Here is an 18,093-nt window from a genome sequence, read left to right as displayed (position 1 = left end):
ACAGTAGACGCATCCGCCGACACCGGCGTCAGCCCTGTGGACAACTCCGGGAGTACTCCCCGCGTAGTAGTGCCGCGTCCCCGGCCGCCCGGCCGGCGCAGCGTCAACTCCCTTCGGCCGTACGACGACCCGGCCCCCTCCCCCGGAGCACGCTGCTGCCCATGACCTCACCCTTCCGCTACACCCGGCCCCAGCCGCCCAAGGCGGCCACCGGACGCGTCGCCGAGGCGTACGAGCAGATGGCCCGTGACTTCGGCATCGACGAACCGGTGACCTTCGTGGTGCTCTCCTCGGCACCGGAACTCCTCACGGCCACGTGGGCGTTGATGCGCGAGTCCCTGATCGCGGGCCCCGGCGACCGCACCGGCAAGGAGATCGCGGCCTTCGGGGTGTCACAGGCCAACCAGTGCCCGTTCTGCGTGGACGCCCACACCGTGCTGCTGCACGCCACCGGCGACCACGCCCTCGCCGAGCGCCTCGCGCGGGGCGAGCGACCGGACGACGAGGAGCACGCGCGCGTGCTGGACTGGGGCAAGCGGACCCGGGTGCCGAGCCCGACCAGGCAGCCGTACCCCTTCCCGCGCGAGCACGCCCCCGGTTACCTCGGCACCGCGCTCTCGTTCCACTTCATCAACCGGATCGTCTCGGCGCTGCTGACCGAGAAGCTGTTGCCGGGCAACGCCCAGCGCCTCCGGGTGGTCCGCAGTCTCGCGGGCCGCACGCTCGCCAGGACCGTGCGCCGCCCCGCGGTGCCCGGCGACTCCCTGGCGCTGCTGGACCGGACCGACCCCGGCGAGGCCCCCGCGTGGGCGGGCGACACCGCCGTGGGACCGGCGTACGCGGCGCTGCTGAGGGCCGCGATGGCGGGCGCCGATGTGCTCGACGCGGACGACCAGGCCGTCGTACTGGAGACGATGTGGCACTGGGACGGGCGGCACCCGGGTCTCGGCCTGGAGGGCATCCCGGACCGTCGGGAACGGCCGGGGGCGCGGCTCGCACTGCTTGCGGCGCTGGCGCCGTACCGGATCACCGACGAGGACGTGGCGGCCTGGCGGCGCCCCGAGCACACCGACCACTGTCTGGTGCACCTCGTGGCGTACGGGGCGTTCACCGCCGTCGACCGGATCGAGTCCGCGATGAGCCGGCCGATCGCACGGACATAGCGGGGCATACAGCGCGCGGGCGGTGAGCCAGAGTCACCGCCCATGCACGGAGGGAATTGACACTTCCGCCCCACAGGGAGTCGTGCAACACTGCGGTCCCGTCCGCAGTGCGGACTCCTCCGCACCGTCCCCCACGAAATGTGCGCCGTGCGTCCCCTTTCCCTGCCGCTCACCCTCACCGCCCGCCTCTCCCCCGTCGTGGTACTCGCCGTGGCGGGCTGGGCGCTGACGTCCGGTCCGTTCGCCGCGACACCGGAGGCCAAGCCCCAGGCACAGGAGAAGACGGAGAAGCAGTCCGCCTCGGCGCCCTCGACCTCGGCCGCGTCGAAGACGTACACCGACGCTCCGGCACCCTGCGACAGCGTCCCCGCCAAGACGGTCGGCTCGCTCGTCCCGGGCGCCAAGTCCGCGGGCAAGGAGATCCCGTCGACCGACACCGACCTGCGCCGCACCTGCTCCTGGAACGCCCTCAAGGGGTACGACTACCGCTGGCTCGACGTCTCCTTCGAGATCACGGAATCGGACGAAGCGGCACAGAAGTCGTACGAGGGGCGCGTCGAGGACAAGAGCGGCGGCGGGGAAGTACCCGGTCTCGGTGACGCGGGCTACTCGGTGGTGAACCTGACCACCGAGGACGAGCAGAAGACCCGCGAGGGCGTCGTGCTGGCCCGGGTGGCCAACGCGCTGGTCGTCGTCACGTACAACGGCAGCGACTTCGAGACGAAGGAGGCGCCCAGCTCGGACGAGATCAACAAGGGTGCCATCCAGGCCGCGAAGGCAGCTGTCGCGGCGCTGGAGGACGGGCAGAAGGGCTGACCGTCCCCCAGCGTCCCTGTCACTCCCGGCGTCCGCGCGCCAGCATCAGCACGAGATACAGCACCATCGAGGTGCCCAGGCCCACCGCCCAGCCGTAGTCCGCCAGGGACGACAGCGCCGGGACGGGGGTGCCGTCGATCAGCGGATCGAAGTCCGCCCCGCCGATCGCCAGGACGCCTCCGGCCACGAAGGCCACGACGGCCCGCCAGTTCCAGCCGCCCTCGTACCAGTAACGGCCGCCCGCGCGGTACAGGTCGGTCAGATCGAGGCGGGCGCGGCGCAGCAGCCAGTAGTCGGCGATGAGGATGCCCGCGACCGTGCCGAGGAGACCGCCGACCAGGCCGAGCCACGTGAAGATGTAGCCCTGGGGGTCGGAGTACAGCTTCCACGGGAAGATCAGCACCCCGAGCACGCAGGTCGCGAGGGCGCCGGTGCGGAAACTGATCTTCCGTGGCGCGATGTTGGAGAAGTCGAAGGCCGGCGAGACCAGGTTGGCGGCGATGTTCACCGACAGGGTCGCCACCAGCACGGTCACCAGGGCGAAGAGCAGTCCGACCACGTTGTCGGTCTTGGCGGCCAGTTGCACCGGGTCCCAGATGGGCTCGCCGTACACGGCCGCCGAGCCGGAGGTGACCATCACCGACAGGAACGCGAACAACGTCATCGTCGTGGGCAGCCCCAGGGCCTGGCCCCAGGTCTGCGCCTTCTGGCTCTTGCCGTACCGGGTGAAGTCCGGGATGTTCAGCGAGAGCGTGGACCAGAAGCCGATCATGCCCATGAGGGACGGCCAGAACAGGGCCCAGAAGTCGCTCCCCCAGCCGAGCTTGGAGGGCTGGTCCAGCAGCGGGCCGAAGCCGCCGGCCTTGTCGCTCATCCACCAGAGCATCACGAAGGCCCCGACCAGCACGAAGGGCGCCGCCCAGTTCTCGAACCGGCGGATGGTCTCCATGCCCCGGTAGATGATCGCGACCTGGATCGCCCAGAAGATCGCGAAGGACAGCCACATGGTCCAGGCGTACCCGCCGATCTTCCCGGCGTCCGCCCAGCCGTCGCCGATGAGCTTCCCGGCCAGGAAGAAGATCGCCTCGCCGCCGATCCAGGTCTGGATCCCGAACCAGCCGCACGCCACCAACGCCCGTACGAAAGCAGGCAGGTTGGCGCCGCGGATGCCGAAGGAGGCACGGGCGAACACCGGGAACGGGATGCCGTACTTCGGTCCCGCGTGCCCGGTGAGCAGCATCGGCACCAGCACGATCACATTGGCCAGGGCGATGGTCAGCACCGCCTGCTTCCAGTCCATGCCGACCGCGATCAGACCCGAAGCCAGGGTCCAGGAGGCCGTGTTGTGGGCCATGCCGACCCAGAGCGCGGAGAAGTTGTACGTGGTCCAGGTCCGCTTCTCCACCGGGACCGGGAGCAGGTCGTCGTTGGCGTAGCGGCCGCTGGGCGGCGGGGACCCCGGGGCGAGCTCCACCCGGCCGTCGGCGAGGGTGACTTGGGAGGACGGCGGTATCGCCGTGGGAGCGGTGTCGGTCATGGGCAGGCCAATCAGGGACGGTGGGACGGGAAAGGCCGTGCGGGTGGCGCCGAGGGGGGTGCGCTCCGGAACAAGCGCCCTGGGCCCCCTCCCCGGGACGGCGGGGAGGGGGAGCTCAAAAGGGTTTTCTCAGGCGGGTGTTCAGCCGTTGAGGGCGGGGATGACCCGAGCCCCGTACGCGTCGATGACGGCTTCCTGGGCGTCGTGCATGTCGTACACGGCGAACTGGTCGACGCCCAGCTCACGCAGCGCGGTCAGCTTCTCGATGTGCTTCTCCACCGGCCCGATGACACAGAACCGGTCGACGATCTCGTCGGGCACGAAGGCGGTGTCGGGGTTGTCGGCACGGCCGTGGTGGGAGTAGTCGTAGCCCTCCCGCGCCTTGATGTAGGCGGTGAGTTCCTCGGGTACGGCGGCCGAGTGCTCGCCGTACTTCGCCACCAGGTCGGCCACGTGATTGCCGACCATCCCGCCGAACCAGCGGCACTGCTCCCGCGCGTGGGCGAGCGCCTCGGGCGAGTCGTCCTCGGTGACGTAGGCGGGGGCGGCGACGCAGATCTTCACGTCGGACGGGTCACGGCCGACGGCGACGGCCGCGTCCTTCACCGCCTTGACCATGTACTCGGTCAGGTACAGGTCGGAGAGCTGGAGGATGAACCCGTCGGCCTCCTCGCCGGTCATCCTCAGCGCCTTCGGGCCGTAAGCCGCCATCCAGACGGGGAGTTCGGCGCCCTCCCTGATCCACGGGAAGTGGACGACCGTACCGCCGAGGTCGGCCTCGTCGCCGCGGGCGAGGGCGCGGATGACCTTCATGGCCTCGCTGATCCGGGCGAGGGTGTTGGGCTTGCGGCCCGCCACCCGCATGGCGGAGTCGCCGCGGCCGATGCCGCAGATCGTGCGGTTGCCGAACATGTCGTTGAGGGTGGCGAAGGTGGAGGCGGTGACCTCCCAGGTGCGGGTGCCCGGGTTGGTGACCATCGGGCCGACGGTCAGCCTGGTGGTGTTGGAGAGGATCTGACTGTAGATCACGAACGGTTCCTGCCAGAGCACGGCCGAGTCGAAGGTCCAGCCGTGCGTGAAGCCGTTGCGCTCGGCGCGCTTCATCAGGCTGACGACCTTCGAGGCCGGCGGGTCGGTCTGCAGGACGAGTCCGAAGTCCATGTGCGCCACTCCTAGTTCAGGTACTGACAGGTGGAGCGGGGGGTGTAGACCCCGTGCCCGGCGCGGCCGGTGTACTCCCGCTCGCTGATGACGACTTCGCCGCGCGAGAGGACCGTCTCCACCCGGCCGGTCAGGCGCTTGCCCTCGTAGGCCGAGTAGTCGACGTTCATGTGGTGGGTCTCGGCCGAGATGACCTGCTCGGCCCCGGGGTCGTAGATGACGATGTCCGCGTCCGAGCCCGGCGCGATCGTGCCCTTCTTCGGGTACATCCCGAACATCCGGGCCGGGGTCGCGCAGGCGATCTCGATCCAGCGGCGGCGGGAGATGTGCCCGTCGACGACGGCCTGGTGGAGCAGGTCCATGCGGTTCTCCACACCCGGCAGGCCGTTGGGGATCTTGGAGAAGTCGCCGCGGCCCAGCTCCTTCTGGCCGACGAAGCAGAACGGGCAGTGGTCGGTGGAGACGACCTGGAGGTCGTTGGTCCGCAGGCCCTGCCAGAGCTTGGCCTGGTGTTCCCGGGGACGAAGGGGCGTGCTGCACACGTACTTCGCGCCCTCGAAGTCGGGCTCGGCGAGGTTGTCGGTGGACAGGAACAGATACTGCGGGCAGGTCTCGCCGAAGACGTTCAGTCCTTCGTCGCGCGCCCGCGCCAGCTCGGCCACCGCCTCCATGGCCGAGACGTGCACGACGTACAGCGGGGCGCCCGCGACCTGGGCGAGTCTGATCGCGCGGTGCGTGGCCTCGGCCTCCAGCAGGGCCTTGCGGACCTCGCCGTGGTAGCGCGGATCGGTCTCCCCGCGCGCCAGCGCCTGCTCCACCAGGACGTCGATCGCGATGCCGTTCTCGGCGTGCATCATGATCAGGCCGCCGTTCTCGGCGGAGCGCTGCATGGCCCGCAGGATCTGGCCGTCGTCGGAGTAGAAGACGCCCGGGTAGGCCATGAATTGCTTGAAGGAGGTGACGCCCTCCTCGACCAGCAGGTCCATCTCCTTGAGCGTGTCCTGGTTCACGTCCGAGACGATCATGTGGAAGCCGTAGTCGATGGCGCAGTTGCCCTCGGCCTTGGCGTGCCAGGCGTCCAGGCCCTCGCGCAGACTGTGCCCGACGCTCTGCACGGCGAAGTCCACGATGGTCGTCGTACCGCCCCAGGCGGCGGCCCGGGTGCCGGTCTCGAAGGTGTCGGAGGCGAAGGTGCCGCCGAACGGCAGCTCCATGTGGGTGTGGGCGTCGACCCCGCCCGGGATGACGTACTTCCCGGTGGCGTCGATCTCGCGGTCCGCGCTCCAGCTCTGCGTACCGGGCACGGCGAGGGCGGCGACCCGGCCGTCCTCGACCAGGACGTCGGCGTGGACCTCGTCGGACGCCGTGATGACGAGACCGCCGGTGATGACGGTACGGCTGCTCATGTCCCTCTCCTCCAAAGGGTCGACGGTGCGGTCAGGGCGCGGTCAGCGGCGTGTACGCACCCGGCGCCCGGTCGCGGTAGAACTGCCAGCGGTCGCGGACCTCGCGGAGCTTGGCCAGGTCCAGGTCGCGGACGACCAGTTCGGTCTCCTTGTCCGACGCCACCTCGCCGACGAACTGGGCCTCCGGGTCCACGAAGTAGGTGGTGCCGTAGAAGTCGTTGTCGCCGAGGTCCTCCACGCCGACCCGGTTGATCGCGCCCACGAAGTACTCGTTGGCGACGGCCGCCGCCGGCTGCTCCAGCTGCCACAGGTAGCGGGAGAGTCCGCGCGAGGTGGCCGAGGGGTTGAAGACGATCTCGGCCCCGCCGAGACCCAGCGCCCGCCAGCCCTCCGGGAAGTGCCGGTCGTAGCAGATGTAGACGCCGATCTTCCCTACGGCCGTCTCGAAGACGGGCCAGCCGCTGTTGCCCGGGCGGAAGTAGAACTTCTCCCAGAATCCCTGCACTTGGGGGATGTGGGTCTTGCGGTACTTGCCCAGGTAGGAGCCGTCCGCGTCGATCACCGCGGCGGTGTTGTACAGCACGCCCGGCTGCTCCTCCTCGTACATCGGCAGCACGAGGACGAGGCCCAGCTCCTTCGCCAGTGCCTGGAAGCGCCGTACGGTCGGGCCCTCGGGGATCTGCTCGGCGTACTCGTAGAACGCCTTGTCCTGCACTTGGCAGAAGTACGGTCCGTAGAACAGCTCCTGGAAGCAGAGGACTTGGGCGCCCTGCGCGGCGGCGTCGCGGGCCGCCTGCTCGTGCACCTGGATCATCGACTCCTTGTCGCCCGTCCACGCGGTCTGGAACAGGGCGGCACGGATCACTCGGCTCATCGGGACCTCCGGTCGCTCGGTGTGCAGCGAGACTAGGAAGTCCGCGAGCCTGCTTTGAGTTGCACCGTGTCACGTCCGCGGGCATCCGGCGTGCCACGGTGTCACCCTGCCGTGGTCCCATGTTTCACCGCCGTTTTCCCAGGTCGTGCCATGTTTCAACCCTGTTGCGCGTCGTGGGCGAGCAGCGCGATGTGCACCGAGGCGGCCTGCTCGAAGTCGTCGAGGTCCACACCGAGCCGGGCCTGTATCGCCTCGAGCCGGCGGTACAGCGCCGGCCGGGAGACATGGTGGAGTTGCGCGGTGCGGGACTTGTTGCGGCCGGTGGCGAGGTAGGTGCGCAGCACCGCCAGCAGATCCTCCTCGGGGCCACGGAGCAGCCCGTCCAACTCCCGCTCCGCGAAGGACTGCACCTGCGGGTCGTCCCGCAACAGCCTCACCAGGCCGCGCAGATGGACGTCCCGCAGGCGCACCACGACGGGGAGGTCGAGCGCGTCCGTCACGGCGTCGGCGACATGCCGCGCCTCACGGAGCCCAGCCGGTACGTCGTCCCAGGCGGCCCTGGGGTCGGCGGCGGCCACGACCGTGCGCGGCGCCTCCGCGCGCAGCCGGCCGGCGAAGTTGGCGGTGAGCACGGCCGCGTCCTGGTCCCGGGCGAGGCTCAGCAGGACGGCGGTGACCGGGTCGGCGAGTTCGGCGACGATGCCGGACAGGCCCAGCATCCGCAGCACCCGCTCGACCTGGGCGGGTTCTCCGTGCCGGACCACCAGCGGCACGAAGGCCCGCCGGTTGACGGGCAGTCCGGCCGCCCGCGCCCGCGGCAGCAGCTGCCTGGCCGGTACGACCCCGCTGGCCAGGTCGGTCAGCAGGCTCTGCGCGGACTGCTCCTCCCAGGTGCAGGCGGAGTTGCCGCCGAGCATGCGGTGCAGCACCAGGGCCTCGGCGGCCCGGTCGGCCAGCAGCCGTCCGGTGGCGGTGTCCCCGCGGTACCCGCACAGCACGATCCGGCCCCAGCGTTCGCCCCGGCCGCCCAGCTCGGCGCGGATCCAGCCGTCGCCCTCGCTGCCGCCGGCCTGCCGGGCGATGCGCTCCCAGTCGCGCAGCACGTCGTCCACGGCGGGGCGTTCCCCGGCCGTCGCGAGGACGCGGTGCGCGAGGTTGGTGACGACGACCGGGCAGGCGCTGTGCTGGGCGATCTCGTCGAGCAGCCGCTGGAGCGGGGCGCCCGCGGTGATCAGGCCCGTGAGGGCGGTCCGCACCGACTCCGACAGGCTGACCGCGGCGAACTTCCGCCGCACCAGCCGGGATTGCACCTCCTCCGTCAGCTCGGCGAAGGGGAAGGGACGGTGCAGCACCACCATGGGCAGCCCGCACCGCTCGGCCGCCCGGCGCATCACCTCCGGCGGGGCCGGGAAGGCGCGGCCGAGCCCGAGGACCACGGCCGCGGCCTCCGCGCGGTGCAGGGACTGCACGTACTCGGCCTGCGCGCTCTCGTCGCCGGCCAGCAGCACCCCGGTGGTCAGCACCATCTCGCCGCCGCTGAGCATCACGCCGACATCGGCGGCCTCGGCCACATGGACCCAGCGCACGAGCCGGTCGAGCTGCCCCGCCCCGGCCACCACCTCGGGCTCCCCGGCGAGCACCCGCTCCAGGCTGAGGACCTGACGGACCGACAGGGCAGGTTCCAAGGTGGTGGACATGACGGAGTTCCCTTACTGAAGGCTCCTCAGAGCGCGTTCGAGGATCGCGGCACCCTCCTCGGCCTCCGCGACGGACAGCGACAGCGGCGGGGCGATCCGCAGGGCGCTGGTGTCGTGGCCGCCGCCCTTGCCGATGAGCAGCCCGCCCGCGCGGGCCGCCTCCAGCACGGCGGCCGCGGCCTCCGGGTCGGCCTGGTCGGTGCCGGGCCGGGTCAGCTCGATCCCGATCATCAGTCCGCGCCCGCGCACCTCCCGTACGTGCGGCACCTGCGCGGCGACCGCCCGCAGCCGCTCGATGAGCAGCCCGCCGACCCGCCGGGCGTTGCCCTGGAGGTCGTGTTCGAGGAGGTAGGTGAGGTTGGCGAGGCCGGCGGCCATGGTGACCTGGGTGCCGCCGAAGGTCGAGATGCTGTTGGCGTCCAGGCAGTTCATGATCTCCGCGCGGGCGATCACCCCGCCGATGGAGGTGCCGTTGCCGATGCCCTTGGCGAAGGTGACGATGTCCGGCGGGCCGTTCTGGCCGTGTGCCTGCCAGCCCCAGAAGTGCTCGCCGGTACGGCCCCAGCCGGTCTGCACCTCGTCGGCGATCCAGAGGATGCCGCGCTCGGCCAGCACCTCGCGGAAGGCCGCGTACAGCCCGTCCGGACCCGAGGTGAAGCCGCCCACGCCCTGGATGGGCTCGGCGATCAGGGCCGCGGGCGCCCGGGTGTGGCCGAGCAGGTCCTCCAGGTCCGCCACGCAGGCCGCGACGAAGTCCCGGTCGTCCAGCGAGGCGTACGGACCGCGCGTGCGCACCCCGCCATGGACGTACAGCGTCTGGAGCGGCGACAAGGAGGTCGGGGACCAGCCGCGGTTGCCGGTGATGCCGACCGCGCTGAACGAACGGCCGTGGTAGCTGTTGCGCATGGCCAGGATCGTGTTGCTGCGCCGGTACGCGGTGGCGAGCAGCAGCGCGGTGTCGTTGGCCTCGGTGCCGGAGGTGGTGAAGAAGACCCGGGCGTCCGGGATGCCGGACAACTGGGCGATCCACTCGGCGAGTTCGACCATCGGGCGGTTCAGGTACAGGGTCGAGGAGTGGATGATCCGCCCGGCCTGCTCGCTCACCGCCTTCGTCACCTCGGGCAGCGCGTGAGCGGTCATCGTGGTGAGGATGCCGCCGAAGAAGTCGAGGTACTGGTTGCCCTCGGAGTCCCAGACATGGCGGCCCTCGCCATGGGTGATCTCCAGCGGGTCCTCGTAGTAGAGGGCGAGCCAGTCGGGCAGCACCCGGCGGTGGCGTCCCAGCAGATCGTCTCCGGTCACGGCCGCACCAGCCCTTCGTAGGCGTCGGGGCGGCGGTCGCGGTAGAAGGCCCACTGCTGCCGGACCTCCTCGATCACGTCGAAGTCGAGGTCGCGGACGAGGAGTTCCTCCTTGCTGTCGCTCGCGACCTCCCCCACGACCTGGCCGCGGGGGTCGACGAAGTACGACGTGCCGTAGAAGTCGTTGTCGCCGTACTCCTCCACGCCCACGCGGTTGATCGCGGCGACGAAGTACTCGTTGGCGACGGCCGCCGCGGGCTGCTCAAGGCGCCACAGGTAGGAGGAGAGGCCGCGATGCGTCGCGGACGGGTTGTACACCAACTGGGCGCCGTTGAGCCCCAGTTGTCGCCACCCCTCCGGGAAGTGCCGGTCGTAGCAGATGTAGACGCCGACCTTGCCGACCGCCGTCTCGAAGACCGGCCAGCCGGCGTTTCCGGGCTTGAAGTAGTACTTCTCCCAGAAGCCCTTGACCTGCGGGATGTGGTGCTTGCGGTACTTGCCGAGGTAGGAGCCGTCCGCGTCGATCACGGCGGCGGTGTTGTAGTAGAAGCCGGACTGCTCGATCTCGAAGACCGGCACGACGATCACCATGCCGGTCTCGCGCGCGAGCTCGCGCATCCGGCGCACGGTCGGGCCGTCCGGCACGGGCTCGGCCCAGCGGTAGTGCTCCGGATCCTGGACCTGACAGAAGTAGGGGGAATTGAAGACTTCCTGGAACCCGATCACCTTGGCGCCCCGGCGGGCCGCCTCACGGGCGTGCTCCTCGTGTTTCGCCACCATGGACTCGGTGTCGCCGGTCCAGGTGGCCTGGACCAGAGCGGCGCGGACGACGTTGGCCATGAGCTGCTCCTTCGACGGGACGTCAGAGCCTCTACGCCCGTAGACGCAGGCCGTAGAGGCACGAACGTAAGCCTCCCGGACGGGCTTGCCAAGACCATCGCCATTAACCCGCTGAGTCGATCCGGTTTCACACTCCTGTGGGTGATCGGCCCCACCCGGTCAGGCGGCGAATCCGGCGACCCTCAGCGCGTGGACGAGGTCCCAGTGGCGCTCGTCCGAGACACCTCGGGCGGCCTCCAGCAGCAACGGTACGAGGGTCACCGGGTCCGCGGCCACGCTGCGAGCGGCTTCCTCGGGGGTGCGGATCCGGACGTAGGCGTCGAGCAGGGCGCGGACCTCGCGCCGGCGCCCCTCGTGGGCGAGTGCCAGCACGGCTCGCCCGATCTCCTCTGCGGGGCGGACGACGCCCTGCCGCAGGATCTGCTCCCCGTCGGCGCCCCGGCCCGCGGCGACCAGCGCGTCCGCCGCCGCGACGAGCCGGTCGGCGGGCAGCGAGGCGGCCTCCCACAGCAGCGTGGCCCAGTCCGCCCCGAGCCCGGCCCGCTGCAGTTCCACGGCGAGCAGCGGGTAGCGCGCGGCGGACGAGTACGTGATCTCGGCGAGCAGCGCGTGCGCCTCCCCGCTGCGCCCCTCGTGGCGCAGCCGCACCAGCCGCTCGACGGCCCTCACGACCTCCCGCCGGTCACCCCCGTCCGCGCTCTCCACCCGTGGCTCCTGCGGTGCCACGGCTTCGGCGGCCCCGGCGAAACGGGCGCCTCTGGGGCTACGGCGCCCCCGAGCCGGCGCCTCGGGCAGCACCGGCACGGCGACGGGCGGCACGACGACGGGCGCGCCCTCCTCCTCGACCATCCCGGCGAACCGGGCACCACCTCGCCGCCGCTTGCGCTGTTTGGGGGCAGGGGGTTGGGGCTGGGCCTGGGGCTCGGCGGGGGGTGCCGGTGCGTGCGGGGCGTGCGGGGCGGGGGGTGCCGGTGCGTGCGGGGCGGGGGGTGCCGGAGGCTCCGGGGCGTGCGGGGCGGCGAACGCTTGGGGCACGGTCTGCGGGGCCCAGGTCTCGGACAGACGACCGGCGGGGGCTCCGCCGGTCCGGGGGGCGGGATCTTGCGCCGGGTTCCATACGGCCGGGGCTGCGGCGTCCTGCGCGGGGTTCTGTACGGCCGGGGCTGCGGCGCCGTGCATGGGGTTCCGTCCAGCCGGGGCTGCGGCGCCCTGCACGGGGTTCCGTTCGGCCGGGAACGCGGCGCCCTGCATGGGGTTCGGTTCGGCCGGGAACGCGGCGCCGCGGGCCGGATCGCCTCCGGCGTGGGGCGCCCAGGGCCCGCCTGCCAGTGACGCGGTGTCCTGCCTCGGGGTTCCCCCAGCCCGGAACACACTGCCCTGCTCCAGGGCACCTCCCGCCTGGAACGCGGCGTCCTGTCCCGGGGAGCCTCCCGCCCGGAACTCGGCGTCCCGCCCCGGAGCGCCACCCGCCCGGAACTCGCCGTCCCGCCCCGGAGCGCCACCCGCCCGGAACTCGCCGTCCCGCCCCGGAGCGCCACCCGCCCGGAACTCGCCGTCCCGCCCCAGGGCCCCGCCTGCCCGGAACTCGGCGTCCGACCCCGGGGTAACCCCAGCCCGGAACACACTGCCCTGCTCCAGGGCGCCTCCCGCCCGGAAGTCGGTGCCGGGCCCGGTGGCAGCGGATTCCGAGTGGGGCGAGGCGGGGGTCGGTGGGGTTCGTCCCGTGTCGGGGGCCGTGGTGGACGGCTCGGCGGTGAGGGCCGGTCCGGGGCCGGGGCGTTCTCGTCGTATCGCCGTCGCCCCGCCGCCGGCCACGCGGCGGTCCAGCTCCGTCATGCGGGTCCTGAGTTCGGCGCAGCGTGCGGTGGCACGGGCGTGGTCGTCGCGGGCCCAGGCGAGGTCGAGGCGCAGGGCCTCCGCCTCGGCCGGGTCGGCGGCCGCAGCCAGGGACCGGCCCAGTTCCGTCTGCCGCTCCGCCGCGTACCGCTGCTCGCCGAGCATGACGTCCAGCCGGTCACCGAGGGCGTCCCGGCCGCCGGGACGGCTGTCGTACGCCAGCAGCGCGGCCGTGTGCAGCGCCCGCGCCCCCTCCGCCTCGGCACGCGCGGCCTCGGGGCCGTACTCGCCCGCGAGGTCCTGCAGCAGCGCCTCCACCACGTCCCAGGGCGGCACCTCACGCCCGTCGAGGCAGGCCCGCATGCCGTCCGGGTCGCGCTGCCAGAACACCCCGCACCAGCCGCCGCCCTGATCGAGGCGCGCCGTCAGGCCGTTCAGGTAGTTCGCGAACTCCCGTACCCGAGCCGGGAGTTGTTCCACAGTCATGCGCAACTCCCGCCAGACCGGAGCACTCCGGTCCGTAGGCAACACCAGTCGTGTTACGGGGACGCTACGGGGAGTTTTCCGGCGGAACGCAGAGTACGCCCGCCCTGCCGGAACGTGACGTGCGAACGCTCACGCGGCGACCGGCGCGCACAGCCCGGCCAGCTCGTCCATCGACAGACCGAGCACCCGCGCCAGCGCGGCCACCGTGAAGAACGCCGGCGTCGGTGCCCGCCCGGTCTCGATCTTGCGCAGCGTCTCCGCGGAGACACCGGCGCTCGCCGCGATCTCCACCATGCTGCGGTCACCGCGGGCCTCGCGGAGCAGGCGCCCGAGCCGCTCACCGCGCTCGCGCTCTTCAGGGGTCAGGGGGGTGCGCACCATGCCACCATTCTAATACCGGTATAGAAATTGGCGCCCGAAAGCTCGAAGTGGAGACGCGCAGACGCGTACAAGGGGCGCGGGGAACCACGCGACCACCGCGACGAGGCCGCACCCGCCACACCACACCAGCCCCCCCTTCACCAGGCGCCTGCACATGCCCACCGAAGACATCCATGCCAACCTGACATAAGCGCACCCATGTCCGGGTTACCCGACTCCGGTACGTCGTCAGCGAAGGTACGGTACCGATGACCAGCGGCTTCTTCCCGGAAGGTCCGGAGGGGGACCCCTTCGGCGAATTCCTCGCCCGATTCTTCGGCGGCCCCCGCCCGGGACCCCGCCAGATCAACATCGGCCAACTGCTCAGCCAACCCGCCAGGGAACTCGTCCGCGGCGCCGCCCAGTACGCCGCCGAGCACGGCAGCCGGGACCTCGACACCCAGCACCTGCTGCGCGCCGCGGTCTCCGCCGAGCCCACCCGGAGCCTGATCAGCCGGGCCGGGGCGGACCCCGACTCCCTCGCCACGGAGATCGACGAGCGCTCCGGGCCCGTCCAGCACCCACCGGGCGAGGTCCCGCCGCCGACCTCGCTGTCCCTCACCCCGGCCGCCAAGCGCGCCCTGCTGGACGCCCACGACCTGGCCCGGGCCCGGGGAGCGGGCTACATCGGCCCCGAGCACGTGCTCAGCGCCCTCGCGGCGAACCCCGACTCGGCCGCCGGGCACATCCTGAACTCGGCGCGCTTCGGCGCCGCCGGCCTGCCGCCGGAGGCCCAGGACACCGCGCAGCGGCCCGAGCGGCCCCGCTCCGCCGACACCCCGACCCTGGACAAGTACGGCCGCGACCTCACCGAGCTCGCCCGTCAGGGCCGGATCGACCCGGTCATCGGACGGGAGGAGGAGATCGAGCAGACCATCGAGGTGCTCTCCCGGCGCGGCAAGAACAACCCGGTGCTGATCGGCGACGCGGGCGTCGGCAAGACGGCCGTCGTGGAGGGCCTCGCCCAGCGGATCGCCGACGGGGACGTCCCGGACGTGCTGAGCGGGCGGCGGGTCGTCGCGCTCGACCTGACCGGCGTCGTCGCGGGCACCCGCTACCGGGGCGACTTCGAGGAGCGCATGACCAACATCGTGGGCGAGATCCGCGCCCACTCCGACCGGCTGATCGTCTTCATCGACGAACTGCACACCGTCGTCGGCGCCGGGGGCGGCGGCGAGGGCGGCTCGATGGACGCCGGGAACATCCTCAAGCCGGCCCTGGCCCGCGGCGAGCTGCACATCGTGGGCGCCACCACGCTGGAGGAGTACCGGCGGATCGAGAAGGACGCGGCGCTCTCCCGACGCTTCCAGCCGATCCTGGTGCCCGAGCCGACCCCCGCGGACGCGATCGAGATCCTGCGCGGCCTCAGCGACCGCTACGAGGCCCACCACCAGGTCCGCTACAGCGACGAGGCCCTGGTCGCGGCCGTGGAGCTGTCCGACCGCTATCTCACCGACCGCCGGCTGCCGGACAAGGCGATCGACCTGATCGACCAGGCGGGCGCCCGGGTGCGGCTGCGCTCGCGCACCAAGGGCACGGACGTGCGGGCCATGGAGCGCGAGGTCGAGCAGCTGGCCCGGGACAAGGACCAGGCCGTCGCGGACGAGAGCTACGAGCAGGCCACTCAACTGCGTGACCGCATCGTGGAGTTGAAGCAGCGGATCGCGGACGCCGCCGGGGACGGCGCGGCCGACGAGGGGCAGAACCTCCAGGTGACCGCGGAGGCCGTGGCCGAGGTCGTGTCCCGGCTGACCGGCATCCCGGTGGCCAGTCTGACCGAGGAGGAGAAGGACCGGCTGCTGGGCCTCGAACAGCATCTGCACGAGCGGGTCATCGGCCAGGACGAGGCCGTGCGCGTGGTCTCCGACGCCGTCATGCGCTCGCGGGCCGGGCTCGCCAGCCCGGACCGGCCGATCGGCAGCTTCCTCTTCCTCGGCCCGACCGGCGTCGGCAAGACCGAGCTGGCCCGGGCGCTGGCGGAGGCGCTGTTCGGCAGCGAGGAGCGCATGGTCCGGCTCGACATGAGCGAGTACCAGGAGCGGCACACCGTCAGCCGGCTGGTGGGCGCCCCGCCCGGCTACGTCGGCCACGAGGAGGCGGGACAGCTCACCGAGGTGGTGCGCAGGCACCCGTACTCGCTGCTGCTGCTGGACGAGGTGGAGAAGGCGCACCCGGACGTCTTCAACATCCTGCTGCAGGTCCTGGACGACGGCCGGCTGACCGACTCCCAGGGCCGCACGGTGGACTTCACCAACACCGTCATCGTCATGACCAGCAACCTCGGCGCGGAGGCGATCACCCGGCGCGGGGCCGGGATCGGCTTCGGCGCGGGCGGGGACGAGGCGGACGAGGAGGCCCGGCGGGAGCGGATCCTGCGGCCGCTGCGGGAGCACTTCCGGCCCGAGTTCCTCAACCGGATCGACGAGATCGTGGTGTTCCGCCAGCTCGACCCGGAGCAGTTGCGGCGGATCACGAACCTGCTGCTGGACCGCACGCGCCGGCTCATGCACGCGCAGGACGTCACGGTCGAGTTCACCGACCGCGCGGTCGACTGGCTCGCGGAGCGCGGCTACCAGCCCGAGTACGGCGCCCGCCCGCTGCGCCGCACCATCCAGCGCGAGGTCGACAACCAGCTCTCGCGGCTGCTGCTGGACGGCCGGGTCGCGGCGAGCGGGCAGGTGACGGTGGACGTCGAGGACGGGCGTCTGGCGTTCCGTACGGCAGAGGCCATGCCCGCGCCCGAGTTGTGACTACGGCGCCGGGCGCACGACCATCGCCGAGCCGCCGCCCCGGCGGACCTTCTCGGCGGCGGCGAGCCACTTCCCGCCGGGCAGCCGCTGGACGGCGGTCGCCGCGCCGATCTCCGGGTTCTGCCGGAAGCCGTGCCCGATGGACTCCAGCCGGGTCCTCACCTCGCTGTTCCACAGCCCCGGTTCGAGCTCGGTCGTGGTCTGGTTGCGCTGGCTCGCGCGCGGCGCGGCGATGGCGTCGACCAGCGGCAGACCCCGGTCCAGGAAGCCGGTGAGGGTCTGCAGCACGGTGGTGATGATGGTCGCGCCGCCGGGCGAACCCAGCGCCACCACGGGCCGGCCGTGTCCGTCGAGAACGATCGTCGGGGACATCGAGGAGCGCGGCCGCTTGCCCGGACCGGGCAGGTTCGGGTCGTGGACGGCCGGGTTGGCAGGGGTAAAGGAGAAGTCCGTCAGTTCGTTGTTGAGCAGGAAGCCACGGCCCGGGACCGTGATGCCGCTGCCGCCGGTCTGCTCGATGGTGAGGGTGTACGAGACGACGTTGCCCCACTTGTCGGCCGCCGTGAGATGGGTGGTGCTGTCGCCCTCGTACGTCGTCGGCGCCGCCGTACCGCCCGCGCCGCAGGCCGCCGGATCACGCGGGTCGCCCGGCGCGAGCGGGCTCGTCAGCACCGCGTCGTCCTTGATCAGGCACTCGCGTGAGTCGGCGTACTTCTGCGACAGCAGTTCCTTCGTCGGTACGTCCTCGAAGGCGGGGTCGCCGACCCAGCGCCCCCGGTCCGCGAACGCGATCCGGCTCGCCTCGATGAAGCGGTGGAGGTACTGGGTCTCGCTCGCCTCGGACAGGTCGGTGTTCTCCAGGATGTTGAGGGCCTCGCCGACGGTGGTGCCGCCGGAGGAGGAGGGGGCCATGGAGTAGACGCCGAGCCCGCGGTAGGAGGTCTTCGTGGGCGCCTGCAGCCTGGTGCGGTAGGCGGCCAGGTCCTGGGCGGTGAGATCGCCGGGGCGGGCCTTCCAGCCGGAGGCGGGGTCGACGGGCGGGTGGTTGACGGTGTCGACGATGTCCCCGGCGAGTTCGCCGCGGTAGAGCGCGCCGGCACCCTTCTTCGCCAGTTCGGCGTAGGTGCGGGCGAGATCGGGGTTCTTGAACGTGGCGCCGACGACCGGCAGTTCGCCACCGGGAAGGAAGAGCTTCGCCGTGTCCGGGAAGTAGCGGAACCGGGTCTCGTTGGCGGCGGTCTGGGCGCGGAAGGTCTCGTCGACGGTGAACCCGTCCCGGGCGAGCCGCTCGGCGGGCTTCAGCAGCGTGCCGAGGCTTCTGCTCCCCCATTTGTCCAGCGCCCGCTGCCAGGTGGCGGGGGTGCCGGGCGTACCGACGCTCAGCCCGCTGCTGACCGCCTCGGCGAAGGGGATCGCCGTGCCGTTCTCCAGGAAGAGTCCAAAGTCCGCGCTCAGCGGGGCGGTCTCGCGGCCGTCGATCGTGCGTACCGTACGGGACCCGGCGTCGTAGTAGACGAAGTAGCCGCCTCCGCCGATGCCCGCGGAGTAGGGCTCGGTGACACCCAGCGCGGCGGCGGTGGCGACGGCCGCGTCGACGGCGTTGCCGCCCTTCCTGAGCACCTCGATGCCGGCGGCCGAGGCGTCCGGGTCGACACTGGCGACGGCGCCGCCGTAGCCGACGGCGAGGGGGACCTTCTCGACTCCCGTACTCCCGGCGGTGGGAGGCGCTGCCGCCCCCACCGACACGACGGCGGCCGAGACCGCCAGGACCGACAGCTTGCGCACGACAGGACGACGCATCCGCAC

The 18,093-nt window shown here is 71.9% G+C and carries 13 protein-coding genes; 3 read left to right on the top strand and 10 right to left on the bottom strand.

Annotated elements, in window-relative coordinates; translation table 11 throughout:
• Positions 1-161: 161 nt before the first annotated feature.
• Complete coding sequence (locus AC068Z_RS26775) at positions 162-1,163, top strand: carboxymuconolactone decarboxylase family protein (protein WP_478560575.1); 1,002 nt, start codon at positions 162-164, stop codon at positions 1,161-1,163.
• A 147-nt stretch (positions 1,164-1,310) separates the two neighbouring features.
• The gene (locus tag AC068Z_RS26770) at positions 1,311-1,979 is read left to right on the top strand and encodes a hypothetical protein (RefSeq protein WP_478560572.1); all 669 of its coding nucleotides are present in this window, start codon (positions 1,311-1,313) and stop codon (positions 1,977-1,979) included.
• 19 nt (positions 1,980-1,998) lie between these two features.
• Here the strand turns inward: AC068Z_RS26770 and AC068Z_RS26765 are convergent, their stop codons facing one another.
• From AC068Z_RS26765 to AC068Z_RS26725, 9 genes are all read right to left on the bottom strand, one after another.
• On the bottom strand, positions 1,999-3,516 hold the full coding sequence (locus AC068Z_RS26765) for an NCS1 family nucleobase:cation symporter-1 (RefSeq protein WP_478560570.1): 1,518 nt from the start codon (positions 3,514-3,516) through the stop codon (positions 1,999-2,001).
• Between the two features lie 141 nt (positions 3,517-3,657).
• Positions 3,658-4,677, bottom strand: coding sequence for a TIGR03842 family LLM class F420-dependent oxidoreductase (locus AC068Z_RS26760; RefSeq protein WP_478560567.1), 1,020 nt, complete (start codon positions 4,675-4,677; stop codon positions 3,658-3,660).
• Between the two features lie 11 nt (positions 4,678-4,688).
• Positions 4,689-6,083, bottom strand: coding sequence for a dihydropyrimidinase (hydA, locus tag AC068Z_RS26755; RefSeq protein WP_478560564.1), 1,395 nt, complete (start codon positions 6,081-6,083; stop codon positions 4,689-4,691).
• A gap of 31 nt (positions 6,084-6,114) precedes the next feature.
• Entirely contained in the window at positions 6,115-6,957 is an 843-nt protein-coding gene (locus tag AC068Z_RS26750; protein WP_285514726.1) for a nitrilase-related carbon-nitrogen hydrolase, read from the bottom strand.
• Positions 6,958-7,112: 155 nt separating this feature from the next.
• Positions 7,113-8,654 (bottom strand): PucR family transcriptional regulator, encoded by a 1,542-nt coding sequence (locus AC068Z_RS26745; protein WP_478560560.1) that lies wholly within the window; start codon positions 8,652-8,654, stop codon positions 7,113-7,115.
• Positions 8,655-8,666: 12 nt separating this feature from the next.
• The gene (locus AC068Z_RS26740; protein ID WP_478560557.1) at positions 8,667-9,956 is read right to left on the bottom strand and encodes an aspartate aminotransferase family protein; all 1,290 of its coding nucleotides are present in this window, start codon (positions 9,954-9,956) and stop codon (positions 8,667-8,669) included.
• The gene (locus AC068Z_RS26735; RefSeq protein WP_478560554.1) at positions 9,953-10,795 is read right to left on the bottom strand and encodes a nitrilase-related carbon-nitrogen hydrolase; all 843 of its coding nucleotides are present in this window, start codon (positions 10,793-10,795) and stop codon (positions 9,953-9,955) included. The genes AC068Z_RS26740 and AC068Z_RS26735 overlap by 4 nt, the downstream gene beginning before the upstream one ends.
• 159 nt (positions 10,796-10,954) lie before the next feature.
• The gene (locus tag AC068Z_RS26730) at positions 10,955-13,117 is read right to left on the bottom strand and encodes a hypothetical protein (RefSeq protein ID WP_478560551.1); all 2,163 of its coding nucleotides are present in this window, start codon (positions 13,115-13,117) and stop codon (positions 10,955-10,957) included.
• A 129-nt stretch (positions 13,118-13,246) separates the two neighbouring features.
• Positions 13,247-13,498, bottom strand: a complete 252-nt coding sequence (locus AC068Z_RS26725) for a helix-turn-helix domain-containing protein (RefSeq protein ID WP_478560548.1) — start codon at positions 13,496-13,498, stop codon at positions 13,247-13,249.
• A 248-nt stretch (positions 13,499-13,746) separates the two neighbouring features.
• Here AC068Z_RS26725 and AC068Z_RS26720 point away from each other — a divergent pair, with 248 nt between their 5' ends.
• Positions 13,747-16,287: an ATP-dependent Clp protease ATP-binding subunit gene (locus AC068Z_RS26720; protein ID WP_478560545.1), complete on the top strand. Its 2,541-nt coding sequence runs from the start codon at positions 13,747-13,749 to the stop codon at positions 16,285-16,287.
• Here the strand turns inward: AC068Z_RS26720 and ggt are convergent, their stop codons facing one another.
• Positions 16,288-18,087 carry a gamma-glutamyltransferase gene (ggt, locus tag AC068Z_RS26715; protein ID WP_478560542.1) on the bottom strand — a complete coding sequence of 600 codons (1,800 nt, stop codon included), beginning with the start codon at positions 18,085-18,087 and terminating at the stop codon, positions 16,288-16,290.
• Between the last annotated feature and the right edge of the window lie 6 nt (positions 18,088-18,093).

The organism is Streptomyces sp. NPDC043726 (assembly GCF_056436565.1).
This window is presented reverse-complemented; position numbering and strand designations above follow the sequence as displayed.